This window comes from Streptomyces sp. NPDC089424, from assembly GCF_044749345.1.
GTDB lineage: Bacteria > Actinomycetota > Actinomycetes > Streptomycetales > Streptomycetaceae > Streptomyces.
Genome location: NZ_JBIVHU010000010.1, coordinates 216,730 through 238,914 on the forward strand (window position 1 = coordinate 216,730; position 22,185 = coordinate 238,914).

21 protein-coding genes and 2 tRNA genes are annotated in these 22,185 nt (G+C 71.5%); 12 read left to right on the forward strand and 11 right to left on the reverse strand.

Translation table 11 applies throughout. The features are described from left to right. Window positions 1-105 precede the first annotated feature (105 nt). Window positions 106-837 carry an aspartate/glutamate racemase family protein gene (locus tag ACIP2X_RS33815; RefSeq protein WP_401680768.1) on the reverse strand — a complete coding sequence of 244 codons (732 nt, stop codon included), beginning with the start codon at window positions 835-837 and terminating at the stop codon, window positions 106-108. Then, the gene (locus ACIP2X_RS33820; protein WP_401680771.1) at window positions 834-1,646 is read right to left on the reverse strand and encodes an aspartate/glutamate racemase family protein; all 813 of its coding nucleotides are present in this window, start codon (window positions 1,644-1,646) and stop codon (window positions 834-836) included. The genes ACIP2X_RS33815 and ACIP2X_RS33820 overlap by 4 nt, the downstream gene beginning before the upstream one ends. A 208-nt stretch (window positions 1,647-1,854) precedes the next feature. Here ACIP2X_RS33820 and ACIP2X_RS33825 point away from each other — a divergent pair, with 208 nt between their 5' ends. Beyond that, window positions 1,855-2,802 (forward strand): D-2-hydroxyacid dehydrogenase, encoded by a 948-nt coding sequence (locus ACIP2X_RS33825; RefSeq protein WP_401681248.1) that lies wholly within the window; start codon window positions 1,855-1,857, stop codon window positions 2,800-2,802. Window positions 2,803-2,819: 17 nt separating this feature from the next. After that, window positions 2,820-4,223 (forward strand): amidase, encoded by a 1,404-nt coding sequence (locus ACIP2X_RS33830; RefSeq protein WP_401680773.1) that lies wholly within the window; start codon window positions 2,820-2,822, stop codon window positions 4,221-4,223. On the opposite strand, the gene ACIP2X_RS33835 is transcribed toward ACIP2X_RS33830, so the two are convergent. Continuing rightward, window positions 4,204-4,698 (reverse strand): DUF3830 family protein, encoded by a 495-nt coding sequence (locus tag ACIP2X_RS33835; protein WP_401680776.1) that lies wholly within the window; start codon window positions 4,696-4,698, stop codon window positions 4,204-4,206. The genes ACIP2X_RS33830 and ACIP2X_RS33835 overlap by 20 nt on opposite strands. A 119-nt stretch (window positions 4,699-4,817) precedes the next feature. Between ACIP2X_RS33835 and ehuB the strand changes: the two genes are divergently transcribed. The 6 genes from ehuB to ACIP2X_RS33865 all read left to right on the forward strand — a co-directional run bounded on the left by ehuB (window position 4,818) and on the right by ACIP2X_RS33865 (window position 9,006). Further along, window positions 4,818-5,759 (forward strand): ectoine/hydroxyectoine ABC transporter substrate-binding protein EhuB, encoded by a 942-nt coding sequence (gene ehuB / locus ACIP2X_RS33840; RefSeq protein ID WP_401680779.1) that lies wholly within the window; start codon window positions 4,818-4,820, stop codon window positions 5,757-5,759. Further along, a complete protein-coding gene (gene ehuC, locus ACIP2X_RS33845) occupies window positions 5,756-6,457 on the forward strand; it encodes an ectoine/hydroxyectoine ABC transporter permease subunit EhuC (RefSeq protein WP_401680782.1) in 702 nt (233 codons plus the stop codon). Before ehuB ends, ehuC begins: the two co-directional genes overlap by 4 nt. Next, entirely contained in the window at window positions 6,454-7,104 is a 651-nt protein-coding gene (gene ehuD / locus ACIP2X_RS33850) for an ectoine/hydroxyectoine ABC transporter permease subunit EhuD (RefSeq protein WP_401680785.1), read from the forward strand. The genes ehuC and ehuD overlap by 4 nt, the downstream gene beginning before the upstream one ends. Next, window positions 7,094-7,882, forward strand: coding sequence for an ectoine/hydroxyectoine ABC transporter ATP-binding protein EhuA (gene ehuA, locus ACIP2X_RS33855; protein ID WP_401680788.1), 789 nt, complete (start codon window positions 7,094-7,096; stop codon window positions 7,880-7,882). Before ehuD ends, ehuA begins: the two co-directional genes overlap by 11 nt. Window positions 7,883-8,087: 205 nt before the next feature. After that, window positions 8,088-8,846, forward strand: a complete 759-nt coding sequence (locus tag ACIP2X_RS33860; RefSeq protein ID WP_401680791.1) for an IclR family transcriptional regulator — start codon at window positions 8,088-8,090, stop codon at window positions 8,844-8,846. Window positions 8,847-8,932: 86 nt separating this feature from the next. Then, window positions 8,933-9,006: transfer RNA gene (locus ACIP2X_RS33865), tRNA-Lys, on the forward strand. Window positions 9,007-9,060: 54 nt separating this feature from the next. Here the strand turns inward: ACIP2X_RS33865 and ACIP2X_RS33870 are convergent. The 3 genes from ACIP2X_RS33870 to ACIP2X_RS33880 form a co-directional block, all read right to left on the reverse strand. After that, the gene (locus tag ACIP2X_RS33870) at window positions 9,061-9,666 is read right to left on the reverse strand and encodes a lytic polysaccharide monooxygenase (RefSeq protein WP_401680794.1); all 606 of its coding nucleotides are present in this window, start codon (window positions 9,664-9,666) and stop codon (window positions 9,061-9,063) included. A gap of 96 nt (window positions 9,667-9,762) precedes the next feature. Further along, window positions 9,763-10,893 (reverse strand): SPFH domain-containing protein, encoded by a 1,131-nt coding sequence (locus tag ACIP2X_RS33875; protein WP_401680797.1) that lies wholly within the window; start codon window positions 10,891-10,893, stop codon window positions 9,763-9,765. A 49-nt stretch (window positions 10,894-10,942) separates the two neighbouring features. After that, window positions 10,943-12,076: a peptidoglycan-binding protein gene (locus ACIP2X_RS33880; protein ID WP_401680800.1), complete on the reverse strand. Its 1,134-nt coding sequence runs from the start codon at window positions 12,074-12,076 to the stop codon at window positions 10,943-10,945. Between the two features lie 195 nt (window positions 12,077-12,271). On the opposite strand from ACIP2X_RS33880, the gene ACIP2X_RS33885 reads away from it, so the two are divergent. The 4 genes from ACIP2X_RS33885 to ACIP2X_RS33900 all read left to right on the forward strand — a co-directional run bounded on the left by ACIP2X_RS33885 (window position 12,272) and on the right by ACIP2X_RS33900 (window position 17,195). Further along, window positions 12,272-12,345: transfer RNA gene (locus ACIP2X_RS33885), tRNA-Lys, on the forward strand. An 82-nt stretch (window positions 12,346-12,427) separates the two neighbouring features. Next, window positions 12,428-13,141: a FadR/GntR family transcriptional regulator gene (locus ACIP2X_RS33890; protein ID WP_401680803.1), complete on the forward strand. Its 714-nt coding sequence runs from the start codon at window positions 12,428-12,430 to the stop codon at window positions 13,139-13,141. A gap of 254 nt (window positions 13,142-13,395) precedes the next feature. Continuing rightward, entirely contained in the window at window positions 13,396-15,261 is a 1,866-nt protein-coding gene (locus ACIP2X_RS33895; RefSeq protein ID WP_401680806.1) for a glycosyltransferase family 2 protein, read from the forward strand. After that, window positions 15,258-17,195: a galactose oxidase-like domain-containing protein gene (locus ACIP2X_RS33900; protein ID WP_401680808.1), complete on the forward strand. Its 1,938-nt coding sequence runs from the start codon at window positions 15,258-15,260 to the stop codon at window positions 17,193-17,195. The genes ACIP2X_RS33895 and ACIP2X_RS33900 overlap by 4 nt, the downstream gene beginning before the upstream one ends. 31 nt (window positions 17,196-17,226) lie before the next feature. Here the strand turns inward: ACIP2X_RS33900 and ACIP2X_RS33905 are convergent, their stop codons facing one another. The 5 genes from ACIP2X_RS33905 to ACIP2X_RS33925 all read right to left on the reverse strand — a co-directional run bounded on the left by ACIP2X_RS33905 (window position 17,227) and on the right by ACIP2X_RS33925 (window position 22,078). Continuing rightward, window positions 17,227-18,249, reverse strand: coding sequence for a glycoside hydrolase family 6 protein (locus ACIP2X_RS33905; RefSeq protein WP_401680811.1), 1,023 nt, complete (start codon window positions 18,247-18,249; stop codon window positions 17,227-17,229). Window positions 18,250-18,342: 93 nt separating this feature from the next. After that, window positions 18,343-19,008 (reverse strand): class F sortase, encoded by a 666-nt coding sequence (locus ACIP2X_RS33910; protein ID WP_401680813.1) that lies wholly within the window; start codon window positions 19,006-19,008, stop codon window positions 18,343-18,345. Between the two features lie 6 nt (window positions 19,009-19,014). Beyond that, on the reverse strand, window positions 19,015-19,581 hold the full coding sequence (locus ACIP2X_RS33915) for a hypothetical protein (protein ID WP_401680816.1): 567 nt from the start codon (window positions 19,579-19,581) through the stop codon (window positions 19,015-19,017). A 161-nt stretch (window positions 19,582-19,742) separates the two neighbouring features. After that, window positions 19,743-20,522 (reverse strand): HAD-IIA family hydrolase, encoded by a 780-nt coding sequence (locus tag ACIP2X_RS33920; protein ID WP_401680819.1) that lies wholly within the window; start codon window positions 20,520-20,522, stop codon window positions 19,743-19,745. An 80-nt stretch (window positions 20,523-20,602) separates the two neighbouring features. Then, entirely contained in the window at window positions 20,603-22,078 is a 1,476-nt protein-coding gene (locus ACIP2X_RS33925) for an alkaline phosphatase family protein (protein ID WP_401680822.1), read from the reverse strand. Between the last annotated feature and the right edge of the window lie 107 nt (window positions 22,079-22,185).

A 22,185-nucleotide genomic window follows, 5' to 3' on the forward strand; every position in this document is an offset into this window, starting at 1 on the left:
CTCCTCAGGACGCGAACAGGAGACGGTCCCCGCTTATTCCCTTCCGGGCGTCCGCGGGGCGTCCGTCGAGGCCGTCGAGTCCGTCGACACCCTCACCCGCACGACTCAGACCTGCACGATCGGCTCCCTGGTGAACAGCGCCCCCAGCTGCGGGGCGTTCACCCGGCGGTCCGCCAGCCGCAGCGCCTCCCAGACGGTGACCTGGTTGGCGGTCAGGACCGGCTTGCCTAGCTCCTTCTCCAGGGCCGGGATGTGGGCCGCCGTGTGCAGCGCCGTGTCCGGGAGCAGCACCGCCTGCGCGTCGGGCGCGTCGGCCGCGCGGGCCAGCGCGAAGACCTCGGCCTCGCCCCAGGTGCCGACCTCGGCCGCCGTGATGATCCCGGAGCTGCGCACCCCGGTCACCTCGATGCCGGCCGCCCCCAGGAAGTCCACGAAGAGCCGGGCCACGTCCTCGGGGTAGGTCGCCCCGACCGCCACCCGGCCCGCGCCGACCTCCCGGACGGCGTGCACGAAGGCGAAGGACGTCGAGGACGCCGGCATGCCCGCGGCCTGCGCCAGGGTGCGCACCTGCTCGTGGGCGCCCTCCCAGCCGTGCACGAAGCTGCCGCTGGTGCACGCCCACACCACGGCGTCGGCACCGGCGTGCCGCAGTTCCTGGACACCGGCGGCGAGGCGGGCCGGGGCGCCCATCTCGAGCAGGGCGTCCACGCGGTGGGCGTCCTCCCCGATGTCGGTGTGCACCAGGTCCACCCGGATGTCGCTGCCCAGGAGCTGTTCGATGCGCGGATAGTCGTCCTCGGCGGAGTGTCCCGGGTAGAGGAATCCCAGTGCTGTCATGTCCAGCCTTCCTGCTGCTCTTCTTCCGGCACTACGGCGCCGGGGGTGTCCCCCGGCAGTACGGGACCGGTGCGCGCCGCCGGATCGATCAGCGCCTGATACGGCCCCACCGCACGGGTACCCAGTCGTCGCAGCGCCGCCCACATCGTCACTTGGTTGGCCGAGATCACCGGTATGCGCAGCTCGGCCTCCAGTTGCGGGATCACGTCATAGGTCGGCAGGTTGGTGCAGCTGATGAACAGGGCGTCGGCGGCGCCGCGCACCGCCCGCCGCGCCATGTCCACCACCTCGCGGTAGGGCACCTTCCAGATGTGCCGGGTCAGCCCCATGAACGCGCAGCCCGTGACGGCGACCCCGGCCTCGGCGACATAGCCCTCCAGGGCCCGCGTCACCGAGACCGTGTACGGGGTCACCAGCGCCACCCGGCGCACGTCCAGCTCGACCAGGGCCTCCAGGAGCGCGCCGGAGGTGGTGATGGCCGGCACGTTGCCCGCCCGGCTCATCGCCTCGCACATCGCGCGCTCGCCCACGATGCCGCCGACGAAGCTGCCCGAGGTGCAGGCGTAGCCGATCACCTCGGGTTCGACCGCGTTCAGGGTGCGCACCGCCTCGCTCAGCGTCTCGTGCTCGCTGACCAGGCGGGCCAGGTCCAGACTCACCTCCACCGGCACGTACGGGGTGCGGGTGACGTGCAGGGACACCTCGTCCGGCACCCAGCGCCACAGCTCGCGGTCCAGCGCGAAGTCGAAGGGGGCGACGACACCGATTCCGCGTTGCGGAGCCGGTCCGCCGAGAAATGCGACGTCCATGGCAGGCACCGGCCTCACGCTCGGAGACGAGTGGGCGACGGATCGTGGGGAACGCCCGTGTTGACGACGGTAGGTTCGGGTGCGAGCGTGGTCAATCCGCCCGGATCACTCCCAGGTCAACACCCGGTTGAACCCCGTTGACATGTCGTCACCGGCCGTCGCCCCCACGGCCGGCCGCCCCCGCGAACGGCTGGAGAAACGGCTGCTCATGCCCCTTCCCACCCTGCTCGTCCTGGACGCCGAACCCCTCCCCCGGCTGGGCCGCCTCACCGGCCGCGCCCGGATCGAGCACACGGACGCGGCGGGGCTCGCCGAGCGGCTGCCGCACGCCGATGTGCTGCTCGTGTGGGACTTCACCTCGCACGCCGTGCGCGCGGCATGGCCGGGCGACGGGCCACGGCCCCGCTGGGTGCACACCGCGAGCGCCGGTGTGGACCACCTGATGTGTCCGGAACTCGCCGCCTGCGACACCGTGGTGACGAACGCGCGCGGCATCTTCGATGAGCCGATCGCCGAGTACGTCGCCGCCCTGGTGCTGGCGATGGCCAAGGACCTGCCGCGCACCCTGGAGTTCCAGCGGGAGCGGACCTGGCGCCACCGCGAGTCGCAGAAGGTCGGCGGGGGCCGGGCGGTCGTGGTGGGCTCCGGGCCGATCGGACGGGCGATCGTGCGCACCCTCAAGGCGCTCGGCGTCACCACCGCCCTGGTCGGCCGCACCCCGCGCACCGGCGTCCACGGCCCCGGCGACCTGGACCGGCTGATGGCACGCGCCGACTGGGTGATCGCGGCGGCGCCGCTCACGGAGGAGACGCACGGCATGTTCGACACCCGCCGGTTCGGGATGATGCAGCCCTCCGCCCGCTTCGTCAACGTGGGACGCGGGCCGCTGGTGGTGACGGAGGCGCTCGCCGAGGCGCTGGCCAAGCGCTGGATCGCGGGCGCCGCCCTGGACGTCTTCGACGCCGAACCACTGCCTCCCGACAGCCCGTTGTGGCAGGTCCCGAACCTGATCGTGTCCCCGCACATGAGCGGCGACACCGTCGGCTGGCGGGACGAACTGGGCACGCAGTTCGTGGAGTTGTACGAGACATGGGAGGCGGGGCGGCCGCTCGCGAACGTGGTGGACAAACAGCGTGGGTATGTACCCGGACACTGACGTTCCTGGGAGGGTGGATGACCGAGCTCACCGAGCTGACCGCCGTACGGCTCCTCGACGGTTACCGCAAGGGCGAGTTCAGCCCGGTGGAGGCGGTCCGCGCGGCGCTGGAGCGGGCCGAGGCGATCCAGCCGGAGGTGAACGCCTTCGTCCGGCTGACCGCCGACGACGCGCTGCTGCGCGCCCGGGAGTCGCAGGAGCGATGGCGGCGCGGTGAGCCGGACGGGCTGCTCGACGGGGTGCCGGTCACGGTGAAGGACATCCTGCTGCTGCGCGGCGCCCCGACCCTGCGCGGCTCGCGGACGGTCGATCCCGAGGGCCGCTGGGACGAGGACGCCCCCTCCGTGGCCCGGCTGCGCGAGCACGGCGCGGTGTTCCTCGGCAAGACGACGACGCCCGAGTTCGGCTGGAAGGGCGTCACGGACTCGCCGGCCTCGGGGGTGACGCGCAACCCGTACGACCTGACGCGCACCGCGGGCGGCTCCAGCGGGGGCGCGGCGGCGGCCGTGGCGCTCGGCGCGGGACCGCTGGCGCTCGGCACCGACGGCGGCGGCAGCGTGCGCATCCCGGCGGCGTTCTGCGGGATCTTCGCGCTGAAGCCGACGTACGGGCGCGTGCCGCTGTACCCGGCGAGCGCGTTCGGGACGCTGGCGCACGTGGGTCCGATGACCCGGGACGCGGCGGACGCGGCACTGCTGCTGGACGTGATCGGCGGCCCGGACTCCCGCGACTGGTCGGGGCTGCCGCCGGCGGCCACGGCCTTCACCGACGCTCTGGCGGCCGGCGTGCGCGGGCTCCGGGTGGCGTACTCGCCGTCGCTGGGCGGGCAGGTGGCGGTACGGCCGGCGGTCGCGGCGGCGGTACGGCGGGGGGTGCAGCGGCTGGCGGAGCTCGGCGCGTACGTCGAGGAGACCGATCCCGACCTGACCGACCCGGTGGAGGCCTTCCACACCCTGTGGTTCAGTGGGGCCGCCCGGGTGACCCGGCGGCTCGGGCCGGAGCAGCGCGCGCTGCTGGACGCGGGGCTGCGGGAGATCTGCGCGCGGGGAGCCCGGTACACGGCGCTGGACTATCTGGCCGCGGTGGACGTCCGGATGGATCTGGGCCGCCGGATGGGCCGCTTCCACGACACCTACGACCTGCTGGTCACCCCGACCCTGCCGATCACGGCCTTCGAGGCGGGCGTCGAGGTGCCGAAGGGGTCGGGGCACCGGCGGTGGACGGGCTGGACCCCGTTCACCTACCCCTTCAACATGACCCAGCAGCCCGCGGCGACCGTGCCCGTCGGGACGGACGGGGACGGCCTGCCGATCGGGATGCAGCTGGTGGCCGCCCGGCACCGGGACGACCTGGTCCTGCGGGCCGCGCACGCGCTGTACGAGGCCGGTGCCGCCGCCGGGGTCAGGCCCGCCGGAAGCTGAGCGTCTCCCCGGCGGCGCCGGTCCGCCACAGGTCGTTGCAGGCCTCGGCCATCGCGGGCAGGCCGTCCACGATCTGCCCCCAGACGATGCCGGGGACCCAGCCGACGTCTCCGTTGAGCAGCAGGTTGTTGCGTTCGTAGAAGAGCGCGAGGTCCACGACGGTGGTACCGGCGCGGACCTCGCGGTCGTAGCCGTAGGCCTGGGTGCCCAACTCCGTACCGGCGAAGGCGAAATAACACAGATCGCCCGGAATGGGGGTTACGGTCGGATTTTCCAGTGGTGGCTCGGATGCCGCGAAGGGCGGGAAGAGTCCGTAGATCTCGTTGCGGGCGTATTTGGCGTGGTAGACGTCACCGGACAACGGAAGGGCGTCCCAGACGGCCGCGCAGGTGATCGGCGCACGGTCGTCGAGCAGCCTGGCCGTGCAGGTGACGGCGCGTTTGTCCAGCGAGACCTCGATGTAGCGATCAGCCATGGGTTCCATGGGAGTGCCCGGCGGCGGCGCGGTCAAGGGGGCCCGCGCACCCGGCCCCGCAGCGTGCGGGGCTTGAAAAGATCGGCATAACCCGCGTGCGGTCGGGTAGCCGCGCGCCCATGGCTCCACCACGCAGAAGCCCGACGAGAAACACCGACCACATATCCGAACCCGCTCCGGGACGCGCCCTCGGGCCCGCCCGCCGGTCGCTGCTCGCGGGGGTCGCGGCGCTCGGCGCGCTGGGCGCCGCCGGCTGCACCCGGGTGGCCACCGCCTCCGGCACGGCGGGCGGTGACCTGCTCGACCGGCTGAAGGCCGCCGGTGTCGTGCGCCTGGGCATCGCGGGCGAGATCCCCTTCGGGTACATCGACACGAACGGCGAACTGACCGGCGAGGCGCCCGAGCTGGCAAGGGTGATCTTCAAACGGCTCGGAGTGGACCGGGTGCAGCCCGTGCCGACCGAGTTCGGCTCGCTCATCCCCGGCCTGAACTCCCAGCAGTTCGACGTCGTGGCCGCGGGGATGTACATCAACCCCGAGCGCTGCGAACAGGTCATCTTCTCCGACCCCGACTACCAGATGCTCGACTCCTTCATCGTGCGCAAGGGCAACCCGCTCGGACTGCGCGACTACCGGGACGTCGTCGAGAAGAAGGCCAGGTTCGCCACCGGCACCGGCTACGCCGAGATCGATTACGCCGTGGAGGCGGGCTACGAGGAGAGCGACATCCTCATCGTGCCCGACCAGGTGGCCGGGCTGAACGCCGTCGAGGCCGGGCGCGTGGACGTGTTCGCCGGTACGGCGCTGACCACCCGCGAGGTGGTGAAGAAGTCCGCGAAGGCCGAGGCGACCGAGCCGTTCAAGCCGATCGTCGGCGGGAAGCCGCACGTCGACGGCGGCGGGTTCGCCTTCCGGCCCACCGAGACGGGGCTGCGGGACGCCTTCAACCGGGAGCTGCGAAAGCTCAAGGAGAGCGGCGAACTGCTGCGCATCCTGAGGCCGTTCGGGTTCACCGAGGAAGAGATGACGGATCTGACCGCGAAGGAGCTGTGCGGCGGATGACCTCGGGACTGTGGGAACTCGTACTTCAGGGCATCTGGGTCACGATCCAGCTGCTCGTCCTCAGCACGCTGCTGGCCACCGCCGTGTCCTTCGCGGTCGGCATGGCGCGCACCCACCGGCTGTGGGTGGTCCGCTTCCTGGCGGGCCTCTACACCGAGGTGTTCCGCGGCACCTCGGCGCTGGTGATGATCTTCTGGGTGTTCTTCGTGCTGCCCCCGGCCTTCGGCTGGCAGCTGGTCCCGCTGTGGGCGGGCACCCTGGCGCTGGGCCTGACCTACGGCGCGTACGGCTCGGAGATCGTGCGCGGCGCGCTGAACGCCGTCGACCCGGCGCAGCGGGAGGGCGGGATCGCGCTCAGCTTCACACCGTGGCAGCGGATGCGGCTGATCCTGCTGCCGCAGGCGGTGCCGGAGATGATCCCGCCGTTCTGCAACCTGCTGATCGAGCTGCTCAAGGGCACCGCGCTGGTGTCGATCATGGGCATGGGCGATCTGGCCTTCAGCGGCAACCTGGTGCGCCTCGCCCTCCAGGAGAGCGCGGAGATCTACACGTACATCCTGATCGTCTACTTCGTGATCGCCTTCCTGCTCACCCGGGTGATGCGCGGGCTGGAGAAGAAGCTGAAGGCCGGGGTCGGCAAGGCGCCGCAGCGCAAGGTCCGGACGCCTGAGCCGGCCGTGGTGGAGGGGGTCCGATGAACTGGGAGTGGAGCGCGGTCACGGACTTCATGCCGCACTTCTGGGACGGTCTGCTGGTCACCCTGCAGATCCTGGTGATCGGCTCGCTGATCTCCTTCGTCCTGGGTCTGGTGTGGGCCCTGTTGATGCGGGTGCCGAGCCGCTGGGTGACCTGGCCGGTCGGTGTGGTCACCGAGTTCGTCCGCAACACCCCGCTGCTGGTGCAGCTGTTCTTCCTGTTCTACGTGCTGCCCGAGTGGGGCGTGACGGCCTCGGCCCTCACCACCGGTGTGATCGGTATCGGCCTGCACTACTCGACGTACACGATGCAGGTCTACCGGGCCGGTATCGAGGCGGTGCCCGTCGGCCAGTGGGAGGCCGCGACGGCGCTGAACCTGCCGCTGCGGCGGACCTGGACGGCGGTGATCCTGCCGCAGGCCGTCCGCCGGGTGGTGCCCGCCCTCGGCAACTACGTGATCTCCATGCTGAAGGACACACCGATGCTGATGGCGATCACGGTGCTGGAGATGCTCGGCGAGGCCCGGCTGTTCTCCCAGGAGACCTTCCGCTTCACCGAGCCCCTGACGGTGATCGGCGTGGCCTTCATCGTCATTTCCTACCTGGCCTCCCTTGTTCTGCGAGCCCTGGAGCGACGCCTTGCCCACTGAGACCCTCCCCAACCCGGAGAAGAACCCCGCCACCGGCCGGAGCGCCGAGCTGATCCGACTGGAGCAGGTGAGCAAGCGGTTCGGCGACAACCTGGTCCTCGACCACCTCGACTTCTCCGTCGAGGCCGGCCGGCACGTCACCCTGATCGGGCCCTCCGGATCGGGCAAGACCACGATCCTGCGGATGCTGATGACCCTGATCAAGCCCGACGAGGGCACGATCACCGTCGACGGGGACAAGCTCTTCCCCGCGCCCGAGAAGCAGATCCGTGAGGTCCGCAAGAAGATCGGCATGGTCTTCCAGCAGTTCAACCTGTTCCCGAACATGTCCGTGCTGCGCAACGTCACCGAGGCACCGGTCACCGTGCTCGGCCTGTCGAAGGACGAGGCGGAGGCGCGCGCCCGGGAGCTGCTGGAGCTGGTGGGCCTCGCCGACAAGTGCGACGCGAAGCCGTCCCAGCTGTCCGGCGGACAGCAGCAGCGGGTGGCGATCGCGCGGGCGCTGGCGATGCGCCCGCAGGTGCTGCTCCTCGACGAGGTGACCTCCGCGCTCGACCCGGAGCTGGTCGCGGGGGTGCTGGACGTGCTGCGGGACATCGCGCGCAGCACCGACATCACCATGCTCTGCGTGACCCACGAGATGAACTTCGCCCGGGACATCTCCGACCAGGTCCTGATGTTCGATGCGGGACGGGTGATCGAGTCCGGGCCGCCGGAGAAGATCTTCGGCGACGCCGAGCACGAGCGGACGCGGGAGTTTCTGAGCGCGGTGCTGTGATTTTTTCCGGTCCGTCACACTACGCGCCAGTACCGTCACCCGAGGTCGGGGCGGCGGGGCATTCCACTGGCATATGCCAAGTGGCTACGCCCCTGCTGAGGAGGTCGTCATCTCGTCAACTGCCGCTCATTACCGGCCTCTTGCCGGTTATCGTGGAGAGCGAGAGCAGGCCCAGGACGGAAGCGAGCGAGCGCAGGGGGAGACCGTGGCGCTGAAGCACGAGCCGACCGTGCCGTACCACTCGGCGCAGGACGCGCTGCGCGTCCTGGAGACGGTGGCACGGCACCCCGCCGGTGTCACCGTCACCGGGATCGCCCGACGGACGGGACTGCGCGCGGAGCGGCTGACCGGACTGCTGCGGATGCTGCGCCGCGAGGGGTACGTCGACCAGGGCTCCGACGGGGCCTACGTGACCGGCGCGGCGCTCGCCCGCCTCGGCTCCGCGCACCGGCACGACGAGGCCCTGCGCGAGCAGCTCCAGCGCACCCTCGACCGGCTGCGCGACTCCGTCGGCGCGGCCGTCTACATCAGCCGCTACGTCGACGGCGAGGTCCGGGTCACCCAGTACGCGGCGGGCCCGGCCACCCCGGCGGTCAACGAGTGGGTCGACTTCCGCTTCTCGGCGCACGCCACGGCGGTCGGCAAGAGCCTGCTCGGCCAGCTGGACCACAACGGCCGCCGCGACCACCTCGCCCGGCACAAGATGGCGCGCCTCACCTCGCGCACGATCACCAGCGACAAGGTGCTGCTCTCCCGGCTGGAGGCCCAGCCGCCGACGGTGCCGGTGCTCGACCTCCAGGAGTACGCGATCGGCACGGTCTGCGCGGCCGTCCCGATCACCGCCGGTTCCGCGGTGGGCTGCCTGGCCCTGTCGCTCCCGGTCGAGCACGCCCACCGGCTGCGCCAGGCGGCCGACACCCTGAACCGCAACGCGGCTCCGGTACTGCTCTCCCTGGCGCTGTAGCGCCTCGGGCGGTGGTCGGAGCACCCGCGCGGACCGGGTATTATTTTCTCCGTCGCCGACCGCGTACAGCGGACGGCGGGAGTCATGCGCCGCTAGCTCAGTTGGTTAGAGCAGCTGACTCTTAATCAGCGGGTCCGGGGTTCGAGTCCCTGGCGGCGCACAACGCAGGAGCCCCTCGCGGGAAGCGAGGGGCTCCTTCGCGTGTCCGGCACACTCAGAACGTGACGTCCGAGCAGGCGTAGAACGCGTTGGCCGTGTCCGCGATCGTCCACACCGCGACGATGACGTGCCGGCCGCTGAGCCCGGACGGCAGGGTGCCACTGTGCGAGAGGGTCTGCGGCGGACGCTGGTTGTTGTAGGGGACCGTGAGGAACGGGGTCAGGTTGAGGTCGGACCGGGCGAGGTTGTGGTTCTGGTTCCAGCCCGGCTTGGTGACGTAGTACTTGAAGTCGGTGGTGGAGTGCATGGCGGTGAACTGCCAGCGGAACGAGTAGCTCTGGCCGCCGTTCACCTTGGTCGCCGGCCAAGCGGCGCCCGAGGGGGTGCGCGGGCTGTCGAGCTGGCCGAACTGCCCGTTGTTGCCGGAGCAGATCCGCCCGTCGGCCGGGCCGGAGGAAGGGAAGCCCTTCGGTCCCTCGACGCTCTGCGGCTCCCACTGGATGTTGCCGCAGTTGGTCACGCTGCCGTTCTGACACAGCTTCTGCCTGCTGATGGGCAGGTCGGTGTAGCCGTGGCCGCTGGCTCCGCCGGAGGAGAGCACCAGGGCACCGGTGGTCGCCATACCCACCATCAATGCGGACACTTTGGTCTTTTTGCGCATACTGCCGCTCCTGGAGAACGTGGGGGAAGTTCACTGAGCTTGCAGGTCTAGACCAAGGCTGAGTTTATTGCCGCGAGTTGAACATGTCCATACCAATCAGGGACCGGTTTCTCCCCGCCCCGCGCAGAACGCCACCGTCAAGTCCTTGACCAGCACCTTGCGTTCGTTGTCGTCCAGCGCCACCAGCCCCCGCATGGTCAGCCGGGTCACCGTGTCCTCCACCGAGTCCACCACCGAGGTCAGCACGCTCGCCCGGTGCTGGGCGTCCAGCGCGGCGATCCGCCGGCGGTGCATCGCGGCGGCCACCTCGGGGGCGTACTCCACCCGCACCGGCTGCACCGAGAACACCTCGATGCCGACCGGCGTCGCGTCCGCCGCCACCAGCCGGGTCAGCGCGTCGGCCGCCGCGTCCACCGCGGGCTTCGCCGCGCCCGGCATCTCGACCGGCACCCGCGCCAGCGCCGCCTCCACGCACACCCGCAGATACGACTCGTGGTCCTCCACCGCCAGCACCGCACGGGCGGTGTCCCGCACCCGCCACACCACCAGGACCACGACCCGCAGCGCGAGCCCGCTGCCGTCGGCCGCCGGCATCGGCTCACTGCGCCAGTGCCGCAGCCGTACGTCCACCCGGCGGCGCGGCAGCAGCGGGTTCACCCACATCAGACCGGTGCGCCGGACGGTCCCCCGGTAGCGGCCGAACACCCCCAGCACCCAGGCCCGCCCGGTCCGCCCCCGCGCCAGGCCGCCGAACCCGAACAGGCCGAGCGCCCCGGCCCCGGCGTACGCCGCCCACTGCGCCGGGCCGGCACCGGCGCCCGCCGAGGCCGGCAGCCCCAGGGCCGAGACCACGGCCGGCGGCATCGCCCCCGCCCACCAGGAGGTGAGCGCGCACCCGGCCGCCCCCGCGGCACCGGCGAGCAGGCCCGCGGCCGCCGGCAGGACCCGTGCGGGCCGCTCCACCAGATCGGGGGCGATCTGCGGCACCGGCCGGGCCCGCGCCCCCGCCGGGCGGCGCAGCCGCGGCTGCTCGCCCGTGCCCTGACGACGGTTGACCACGGCGGGCCGCAGCTGCACGGACACCGGATCGGGATCGTCCCTGAACAGCAGATGGACGGGGATCTCGGTGGTCGCCTCGTTGTGGATCACCCGGGTGGCCCGGTTGGCGGGCGGCGGGGTCCGCTCGGCTCCCCCGGGGTCGGGTGTCTCGGAAGTGGTCGTGGTCATGCGTGTCTCCAGCCTCCGCGCCAGATGCGTTCGTGGGGGGAACAGCAGGTCAGGAGAAGAGCCGGCGCCAGGTCTCGGGCCCCGGGTAGCCGTCCGCGGCACCGCCCCGCCAGCCCTGGGTGCGCTGGAAGGCCTCGACCGCCCGCCGGTCCGCCTCGCCCCAGCGCGGGCCAGGCCCGTCCGGGTAGTGCCTGCCGAACCCCTTCTTCACCAGCTGTCCGCCGAGCTGGGTGACGTACGGATTGTCGGCGCCGGGCCGGAACATCGCCCGGCCCGGATAGCCCGGCACTCCGTGCGAGGCGGGCGCGTGGGCCCCGGTGTGCGGCGCGGCGGAGGGCCTGCCGCCCCGCCTCGGGTCGGTCCCGGGCAGTGCCGGGGTCGGCGACGGCGTCGCGGACGGGGTCTCGGGAGGAGTCACGGGCGGGGTCTCCGGTGAGGTCGCGAGCGGGGTCTCCACCACGCCCTTGTAGCGATACGGGACGTACCGGGCGGAGTTGCTCCAGTAGGCGTACGGCGTCACGGCCCGGCGGGCGTGCGGGCGGGTCGACTCGAAGGCGATGTAGGACGTCCGGGTGTAGTCGGTCCAGCCGCCGAACAGCACGACGTGCGAGCCGTTCTCCGGGTTGTCGGGGTTGTGGAACAGCAGCATGTCGCCGGGCTGGAGTTCCGCCTTGGCGATGCGGGTGCCGAAGGTGTGCAGGGAGCCGGTCCACTCGTTCTGCGGCAGTCCCCATGCCATCGAGACATAGCCCGAGCAGTCCTGCCGGTAGCCGTCCGACCAGTAGGAGGTCATGCTGTACGGCACCTTCGCGTCGACCCACTTCTGGGCCCGCTGGATGATCTTCTCGCGGGTCGTCTCGGGCGTCTTTCCCGTGTCCGACGGCTTGCCCGGGGTCCCGGCCGGACCGTGCAGGGGCGCCGTGCCGCCCTGGGGGGTCTCGGGCCCGTCGTCCGCGGGAACGCCGGGCCGCAGCGGGGCGTGGGCGGCCGCCGGAGTGGGCGCCGTGTGGTCGGCGCCGAGGGCCGCGGAGGTCAGCGCGGCCAGGGCGAGGGCGCGTCGGGCGGCGGGGTGGGCGAAGGGGCGGTGCGGGGTGGGATGCGGGAGGACGCGGCGCCAGTGGGCGCATCCGGGGCAGTCGCAGTCGCTCGCGGGATCGATTTCCTCGAATACCGGGGTCTCCATGCGATTCCCCTCACACTCCTGGCGAGAATTTCCGAACCTGTGCACGTTGATCAGTTTCACAACTGTCTTCCGGGCGCGCATGTTGACGGTCCGAATGATGTACGGCCCCCGGGGGCCCGTTCCGGGGCCCGGGCGGCCCCTCCGCGGCGGTCCGGAGCACGCCCGCAGGTCATGTAGAGTTAACGACGTCAGCAGGCGCCGCTAGCTCAGTTGGTTAGAGCAGCTGACTCTTAATCAGCGGGTCCGGGGTTCGAGTCCCTGGCGGCGCACCGACAGCGAGGCCCCTCACCACGGTGAGGGGCCTTTCGCATGGGAGGAGCCTCCCCGGTTATGGCCGGTTACCCTCTGGCCATGGCAGCGCGTGACCTCCAGGAACGGATCAAGCAGCTCATCGTCGACCGCCGGCTGGCCTCCGGGGCGCCGCTGCCGACCGAGCCCGAGCTGATGGCGTTGCTCGGCGTCAGCCGGAACTCGGTCCGGGAGGCACTGAAGGCGCTCCAGGCGATGGGGATCGTCGAGATACGCCACGGCTTCGGCACCTATGTCGGCCGGATGTCCCTCGCACCGATGATCGAGGGCCTCGCCTTCCGCACGGTCGCCGGACACCACCGGGGCGAGGACAGCCTGCGCCAGCTCCTCGATCTGCGCGAGGCGATGGAGACGGGGCTGGTGTCCCGGCTCGCGGGGCGGCTGCCGGCGTCGGACCTCGCCGAGCTGGAGACGCTCGTGGACGCCATGGACGAGCGGGCGGCGCGGGGGGCCGGCCTCGCCCCGACCGACCGGACCTTTCACGCCACCCTCTACCGGGGCCTGGACAACGTCCTGCTGAGCGAGGTGCTGGAGGCGTTCTGGGACACCTTCCACCGGGTGAGCAGGGATCTTGTCGAGGTGCCGCAGGATCCGCGGGTCACCTGCCGGCAGCACCGGGAGATCCTGGACGCGGTGCGCTCCGGCGACACGCACCGTGCCGAGCAGGCCATTAGGGACCACTTCCACCACCTTCGTACCCGACTGCACTCAAGCGCCCCAGCCAACGCCAACTTGCGTCCGAATGAGCCCGTTTAACGGGTGAATACCGTGTATCCCATCTTGCGATCATGCGGAAGGGCGTAGAACCCTGGTCGCAAGTGGCCGCGACGACGCGCCACTTGGGGGGAAGGAACCGGTTGCCGGTGGTGCGGGGAGAGGGGCCCCGTTCCTGAGGTGATGCCGAGGGGGGCGTCACGCGACCGGACGCGCCCGTGACGGCCGAGGGGGGCCGGAGCGGGTGAAGGGACCGACAGACACGCGGTGCCGACCCGCGTGCGGGGGGATGACTCATGACGTCGACGCCGACGGGCGCCCGGCAGCACCTCGACCCGTCACAGACCTTGAGGCTCCGGGCGGATGCGCACCGGAGCGGCCACACGGGAGCTTTCCGCCGGCTCAGAAGGACCCTGCCGCGCTACGACTACGAGCACTACAGCCGGCTGGCCGGCCCTCTGACCGAGCCCGGTCCGGGCGGGCCCTACCGGGTGCGGTACCGCTCGCTGATCTCGCAGGAGCCGCACCGCGTCCGGGTGGCCCTGATGCTGGCGGCCGCCCCCCTGCTCTCGCTGGTCCTGCTGGTCTGGCTGCTGCATCCGGCGCACTGGACCGCACGCGATCACCCGGCGTACGCCTTCCTGCCCGCGCTGGACGTCGTGATGCTGGTCGCGATCGGTCTGATCGAGTTCTTCCGCTGCATGAACGTGCTGTCCAACGCGCACGCCACGCTGGTCGCCCGTGACCCGGTCCCGGTGGTGCCCGAGGCCGGCACGTCGGTCGCCTTCCTCACCTCCTTCGTGCCCGGCAAGGAACCGCTGGAGATGGTGACCCGGACCCTCCAGGCGGCGGTGCGGATCCGCCACCGGGGCCTGCTGCACGTCTGGCTGCTCGACGAGGGCGACGACCCCGAGGTCAAGGAGGTCTGCGCCCGCCTCGGCGTGCACCACTTCACCCGCAAGGGCGTCCCGCGATGGAACCAGGCCAAGGGACCGCACCGGGCACGGACGAAGCACGGCAACTACAACGCCTGGCTCGACGCGCACGGCGACGCCTACGACTTCTTCGCCTCCGTGGACACCGACCACGTGCCACTGCCGAACTACCTGGAGCGGATGCTCGGCTACTTCCGCGACCCGGACATCGCCTTCGTGATCGGCCCACAGGTCTACGGCAACTACGACACGTTCGTCACCAAGGCCGCCGAGTCGCAGCAGTTCCTCTTCCACGCGCTGATCCAGCGGGCCGGCAACCGCTACGGCGCCCCGATGTTCGTCGGCACCTCCAACGCCGTGCGGATCAAGGCCCTCAAGCAGATCGGCGGTCTGTACGACTCGATCACCGAGGACATGGCGACCGGCTTCGAGATCCACCGGCACCGCAACCCCGTCACCCGCAGGAAGTGGCGCTCGGTCTACACCCCGGACGTCCTCGCGGTCGGTGAGGGCCCGACCGCCTGGACGGACTTCTTCACCCAGCAGATGCGCTGGTCGCGGGGGACCTACGAGACGATCCTCAAGCAGTACTGGAAGGGCTGGTACTCGCTGCCGCCGGCCAAGCTCCTCAACTACACGATGATGATCATCTTCTATCCGATGTCGGCCCTGAACTGGATACTCGCGGCGCTGAGCTGCGCGCTGTTCCTCGGGCTCGGCGCCTCCGGCGTGAACATCGACCCGGCGGTCTGGCTGATGCTCTACGGCAACGCCTCCGCCCTGCAGATCGGCCTGTACGTCTGGAACCGCCGCCACAACGTCTCACCGCACGAGCCGGAGGGCTCCGGCGGCGTCGCCGGCATGGTGATGTCCGCGCTGTCGGCGCCGCTGTACGCGAAGGCGCTGATCGACGCGGCGCTGCGGCGCAGGAGCCGGTTCGTGGTCACACCGAAGGGCGACTCGGCGAGCCCGGACCGGTGGTTCGGGACCTTCCGCTACCACTGGTACTTCATCCTGGTCTTCGGCGCCTCGATCGCCGCCGGCCACCGATTCGGCCACTCCCACCCGGCGATGGTCCTCTGGGCGTCGTTCGCGCTGCTGGTCACCGCCACACCGGTGCTGGCCTGGCGCTGGGAACTGCGGCAGGCGCGGAGACGGACCGCCGCGGCGCCCGAGCCGCAGGACGCGGTGCCCGCGCCGACGCCCGCCCACGGGGTGGCGAAATGACCGAGCGTGCCGGACGCCTGCGGGTCCGCCGGTTCGCGATCGGCACGGCGGTCGTCCTCGCGGTGGCCGGGATGAACGGACCGTGGCTCTACCGGGTGGGTTCCGAGAAGTACCACGAGTACCGGATCGACCGGCCCGGGTACAAGGCGGAGAACGGACGCTGGGAGGTCGTCGAGTTCCCCGACGAGTACCGGCAGAACACCATTCACGCGGCGCTGCTGCACACCGGCAAGGTGCTGCTGGTGGCCGGGTCGGGAAACGACCAGGACAACTTCGACGCGAAGAAGTTCGACACCCGCCTCTGGGACCCGGTCGAGGGCACCGTGAAGAAGGTCCCGACGCCCAACGACCTGTTCTGCACCGGGCATACGCAGTTGGGGAACGGCAATCTGCTGATCGCGGGCGGCACCAAGCGGTACGAGAAGCTTCAGGGCGATGTGCGCAAGGCCGGCGGCCTGATGATCGTCTACAACGAGAACCCGGACAAGCCGATCACCCTCCCCGCCGGCACCCGGTTCACCGGCAAGGAGAACGGCAGGACGTTCGTCTCCAAGGACCCGGTGCTGGTGCCGCGCGCGAAGAAGGTCTTCGACGAGGCGACCGGGCGCTTCCTGCGCAACGATCCCGGATTCGGGCGGATCTACGTCGAGGCGGCACGGGAGGGCGCGCGGTACGAGACCGGCACCCAGGACAACTACCGCGTCCACGGGCTGACCGGGCCGGACGCGCGCAACACGTACGGCATCGCGCAGAAACTGGCGCTGGACAAGAAGGACTTCCAGGGGATCCGGGACGCCTACGAGTTCGACCCCGTCGCCGAGAGGTACGTCAAGGTCGATCCGATGAAGGAGGCCCGCTGGTACCCGACGCTCACCACCCTGGGCGACGGGCGGATCCTCAGTGTCTCCGGGCTGGACGACATCGGGCAGTTGGTGCCGGGCAAGAACGAGGTCTTCGACCCCGCGACGAAGAAGTGGAGCTACACCGCGAAGGAGCGGCAGTTCCCCACGTATCCGGCGCTGTTCCTGATGCAGGACGGGAAAATCTTCTACTCCGGGGCGAACGCCGGGTACGGGCCGGACGACGTGGGCCGGGAGCCGGGCGTCTGGGACGTGCGGACCGACACCTTCACCGTGGTGCCCGGCATGAGCGACCCGAACATGCTGGAGACCGCGAACTCGGTGCTGCTGCCGCCCGCCCAGGACGAGACGTACATGGTGATCGGGGGCGGCGGGGTCGGGGAGTCCGCGCTGGCGAGCAGCAGGACGCGGATCGTCGATCTCTCGGTCAGCCGGCCGCGCTTCGTCGACGGGCCGTCGCTGGGGAAGGGCACCCGCTATCCGCAGGCCTCACTCCTGCCGGACGACAGCGTCCTGATCGCCGGGGGCTCGGAGGACTACCGCGGGCGCGGTGACTCCGACATCTTGGAGGCACGGCTGTACGACCCCTCGACCGGCGAGCTCGACCGGGTCGCCGATCCGCTGCTGGGGCGCAACTACCACTCCGGGTCGCTGCTGCTGCCCGACGGGCGGGTGCTGTTCTTCGGCTCGGACTCGCTGTTCGGGGACGCGGCGAACACCAGGCCGGGAGAGTTCGAGCAGCGCATCGAGATCTACACGCCGCCGTATCTGCACCGAGGTCCCCGGCCGTCGCTGGACGGAGGGCCGCGCACGCTCGCGCGCGGGGAGTCGGGGACGTTCACGTCCCGGCAGGCGGCGTCGGTGCGGAAGATGCGGTTGATCCGGCCGAGCGCCTCGACGCATGTGACGGACGTGGATCAGCGCTCGGTCGCGCTGGACTTCACCGTGACCGGGGACGAGGTGACCGTGACCGTACCGCGGAACCGGAACCTGGTGCCGTCGGGCTGGTACATGGTGTTCGCCGTCGACGACGCGGGGGTGCCGAGCGCGGCCCGGTGGGTGCGGGTGCCCTAGGGGGCCTGGCGGCGCGGGTAGCCCGGGTGCTTCATGAGGCGCGGGCCAGTTGCAGTGCGTACGCGGGCCACCAGGTGCCGGCTCGGGGGCCGCCCTTGCATTCGCCGTCCGACTCCCCCGGGCGTTTGATCCACAGGTAGGCGTCCGCCGACGGGTCGGCCGTCTCGGTGGTCGGGGTCTCGCCGAGCGCGCGGCCGGGCGGGTTGCACCAGCGTTCGCCCGGATCGCCTTCCGTGTAGGGGCCGTTGCCGTTGCGGCTGGTGTCGATGACGAAGTGCTTGCCGCCGACCTTGGCGGACAGTTCCTTGCCGTAGGCGAGGGACTCCTCGGTGGAGTAGAAGTTGGAGACGTTGACCGAGAAACCGTCGGCCTCGGCGATGCCCGCCCTGTTCAGCGACTCGAAGATCTGGTCGGGGTGGCCCCAGCCGGCGTTGCCGGCGTCCAGGTAGACCGCGGTGCCGGGCAGCGACGTGAGCTTGCCGACCGCGTAACCGAGCAGGGCGTAGCGCTCCTCGTGGAATTCGTCCGGCGTGCAGCCGTCCACCAGGTGCAGCAGCGCGTCGGGTTCCAGGATCACCGTCGCGGAGCGGTCGCCGATGCCCTCGGCCACGCCGTCCACCCAGGCCCGGTAGGCGGCGCCGTCGGCGGCCCCGCCGCCCGAGTACTGGCCGCAGTCGCGGTGCGGGATGTTGTACAGGACGAGCAGGGCCGTCCGGTCGGCCTTCGCGGCGGCCTCGGTGAAACCGCGCGCCTCCCGCCGCGGGTTCTCCGGTCCGATCCACTCGGCGGTCGGCTGCTCGGCGATCTTGCGGATCGCCTCCGCCTCGGCCTCCCGGCCGTCGCGCACGTAGGCGGCGACCTGCTCGGCCGCGTTCCCGTGCGGGTTGACCCAGAACGGCGTCGCGGCCCGGGGCTGCCGCGTGCTTGCGCCGCCCGCGTCGTCGCCGTCCTTGCCATCGTCTGCGTCACCGGACGTGCAGCCCGCGATCAGCAGTGCCGCCCCCAGCACCACCGCGGTCGCCCGCACTCCGGCCGCCCCCCTGTTGCCGTACATCCAACTCCCCCTTGGGTGCACCGGTCCAGGGCCCAATCCTGACATACGCCGCGTTGCTCCCACGAGGTGGCGAAGGGGCCCGGCCGGGAGCTGTTACACGACGGTTCCGGTGAGATACGCCGAGACCACGACGTTCGCCGTGTAGCTGCCGGCGGCGCGGTCGAAGGTGCCGCCGCATGTGATCAGCCGTAGCTCGGCACGCCCCGACTCCCGTGTTCCGTAGGCCTGTTGGGCGTCGAAGCGGTCCCGGTCGAGGACCGTGACGTCCTCCACCGTGAACTGCGCGACCTTGCCGTCGTCCCGGACGACGCGGACGGTCTGGCCGGGGCGCAGCGCGCTCAGCGCGTGGAAGACGGCGGGGCGGGTCTCGGTGTCGAGATGCCCCACCATCAGCGCGGTGCCCGCCGCGCCCGGCTCGGTGCCGGCCCCGTACCAGCCGACGACGCCCGGCTGGTCGTACGGCGGCGGGTCGACCGCGCCCTGCGCGTCGAGGCCGCGGGCCACGACCGGCGCCTGGATGCCGAGGCCGGGGATGTCCAGGCGCTGGGGCCGCGCGCCGGTCAGCGGCTCGGCGGCGGGCGGCAGGGCGGCGACGGGCGGGCGGCCCGCCGCCGCCATGTCGCCCGTGGCGGGCGACATCGTGCCGTGCCGTACGTCGGTCACCTCGCGACCCCACAGCCACAGCCCGAGCAGCAGCACCGCCCAGACCACGCCCGTGACCAGCCGTCCGGTGCCGGTGGCTCCTTCCCGGTCGGACATCGCCGCTCAGCCCGTCCTGCGGCTCCGGCGGCCGCCGAGCACCTTGACGGCGACGCCGGCCGCGCCGGCCAGGACCAGTCCGGTGACGGCGTGCGCCGCGTTGGGCCCGGTCGCCCGGGCGTCCTCGTCCCCGGCGGCGAGCCGCGCGGTGCCCCCGCCCCCCGCCTTGACGGGGGCGACCGGCGAGGCATGGCCGGACGGGTGCTGCCCGCCCGACGACCGGGCGGATCCGCCGGCGAGGGTGAGCGGCGCCGTGATGGACCTGGGCCCGTCCGCGCCGTCGCAGGTGACCTGGACCTCGTAGGACCGCTCCGGCCGCACCGCCGAGCGGATCCTGGTCTCGCCGGTCAGCGTGCCGTCCACGCCGCTAAGCCGGGCCTCGCCGACGAAGGCGGCCGAGGTGGCGACACCGGTCCTTCCCGTGCATCCGGTCACCCGCAGCCCCAGGTCGCCGCCGGGGGCCGGAGTGGTGGGGCTGACCGAGACGCCGCCGTCCGCGGCGTGCGCCACCGGTGCGAGGGTCGCGGTGGCCGCCAGAACGCCCGTACAGAGAGTGAGTCGCAGTGAACCCATCGTGGTGAACCTCCAGACTCCTGGAGACTCCCCCGCACGACCCGCCCCTGCATCCTCAACAGGGGCGGGACTGCTCCGAACGGGTGGGTTTCACCCCGATCCGCCCCGGGCCTGGTTTCGCTGCGGCGCGCACGGGCCCAGGGCCTGGCCGGCCGGCTGCCCTAGATGCGGTCGACGAGGTCCGCGATCGAGTCGACGATCTTGGAGGGCCGGTACGGGAAGTCCTCGACCTGCCCGGCACGGGTCAGACCCGTCAGCACCAGGAAGGTCTGCATGCCGGCCTCCATGCCCGCCAGCACGTCGGTGTCCATCCGGTCGCCGATCATGGCGCTGGTCTCGGAGTGGGCGCCGATCGCGTTGAGGCCGGTGCGCATCATCAGGGGGTTCGGCTTGCCCGCGAAGTAGGGCTTGCGGCCGGTCGCCTGGGTGATCAGCGCGGCCACCGCGCCGGTCGCGGGGAGCGGGCCCTCGGCGGAGGGGCCGGTCTCGTCCGGGTTGGTGCAGATGAAGCGGGCGCCGCCGAGGATGAGCCGTACGGCCTTGGTCATGGCCTCGAAGGAGTACGTCCGGGTCTCACCGAGGACGACGTAGTCCGGCTCGTGGTCGGTGAGGATGTAGCCGATGTCGTGCAGCGCGGTGGTCAGGCCCGCCTCGCCGATCACATAGGCCGAGCCGCCCGGCCGCTGGTCGTCCAGGAACTTCGCGGTGGCCAGCGCCGACGTCCAGATGTTCTCGATCGGCACGTCCAGGCCCATCCGGCGGAGCCGGGCGTGCAGGTCGCGCGGGGTGTAGATGGAGTTGTTGGTCAGCACCAGGAAGGGCTTGCCGGACTCGCGCAGCTTCTTGATGAAGGCGTCGGCGCCGGGGATCGGCACGCCCTCGTGGATCAGGACTCCGTCCATGTCGGTCAGCCATGAATCGATGGGCTTGCGGTCTGCCATGTGCGTCGATCACTCCTGGCGTACGTGCGAAACGAGCTGGGGGCGCCGGAACCGCGGCGTACCGACGCCCCCAAGACTAGTCAGGACTGGGTGATCCTGACTCCGTCGATCACCCAGTACCAGTTGTTGCCCGCGGTGTACCGGAAGCGGACGCGGACCGTACCGACGCCGGCGGGGATCTGGAGGGTGACGTCTTCGGTGCGGGAGGGGACGTCGGCGGTGTAGGTCCGCACGAGGACCGGGGCCGCGCCGTCGTAGGAGACGAGGACCTCGCCCTTCTGCGGGGACTCCTGGCGGTAGTAGGTGGTGTAGCTGAGGGTCGCGGCACGGCCGCCGGTGACCGGGTACGCCGGGCTGACCAGCGTCGAGTCGAACGTGCCGGTGACGGACTTGTCGTGCCACTCGTCGCCGTCGGCGACCGCGAAGACGCCCCGCGCCCGGATGTTGGACTCGCGCTGCTGGTCGCGCTGGCTCTGGGTCCAGAACTCGTCCGTGGTGAAGGACCAGCCGCGCCACTCGGTCATACCGCCGGTGCCCATCGCGGAGTTGTCGACCGACCAGCCGGTGGGCGGGGTGCGGGTCCAGCCGAGGACGGAGGCCGGGATGCCGGTCTCGTCGGTGCGGGCCGAGAGCCGGGAGCGCAGGGTGTCGAAGTCGTCGGCGGTGGGCTGCTGGACCGGGCGGCCGTCCAGGTTCCACGCCGGGTCGATCGCGATGCCGAGGTGGGCGAGGGCCGAGGCGGCGACGTCCGGCATCTTGACGTCGTGGCGGACCGAGCCGGGCGTCAGGGTCGGGCCGGTGGCGACGAGGAACGTCTGGCGCTCGGGGAGCGAGGAGCCGCCGTGGCCGCCCGCGTCGGTGTGGCCGTGATCGGTGGTGATCATGATCAGCCAGTCCTCGTCGCCGTACGTCGGCCGGGACCTGACCGCGTTCACGATCTGCCCGACCTGCCCGTCGGCGGTGCGGATGGCGTCGAGATATTGCTGACTCGCGGCGCCGTGGTCGTGACCGGCGTGGTCGATGTTGTCGAGGTGGACGAACACGGCGTCGGGGTTGCCGTCCCGCAGCCGCGCCACCGCGCGGGCCGTGGTGCCGGTGTCGTACTCGGCGCTCGGCGTGGAGACGCGGGTGTCGACCTTCGCCGAGAGGATCGTGTCGGTGATCGGGGCCCAGGAGCAGACGGCGTACGTCGACAGCGCCGGCTTCGCCGTCTCGATCCGGGTGAGGAAGTCCGGGTACTGGGCGAACCGGTGGCCGGTGAAGGCGTTGTCCTTGACGTTGTGCTTGTCGGGCCAGACGCCGGTGATGAGGGTGGACCAGCCGGGCCCCGACATCGTCGGCGCGAGCGGGTTGGCGTAGATGCTGCTCGGCGCGGTCAGGCCGGCGGCCATGAGTGCGTCGAGGTGCGGGGTGTCGGTGTCCTTGATCCGGTCAAGGAGCGCGCCGTCGAGGCCGACGACGAGGACCTTCGGGGTTCTGGCGGCGGCGCGGGCGACTCCGGTCACCGAGACGGTGAGGGCCGCGGCGGACAGGAGCAGGGTACGTCGGGACAGCATGGGAACCTCCGGACGGATGGGCGGATGGGCGGATGGGCGGATGCGGGCATGGCAACGCCCCCGGTGGTGGTGCCAGGGGCGTTGCGTCCTGCGTGGTGCGAGGGGTG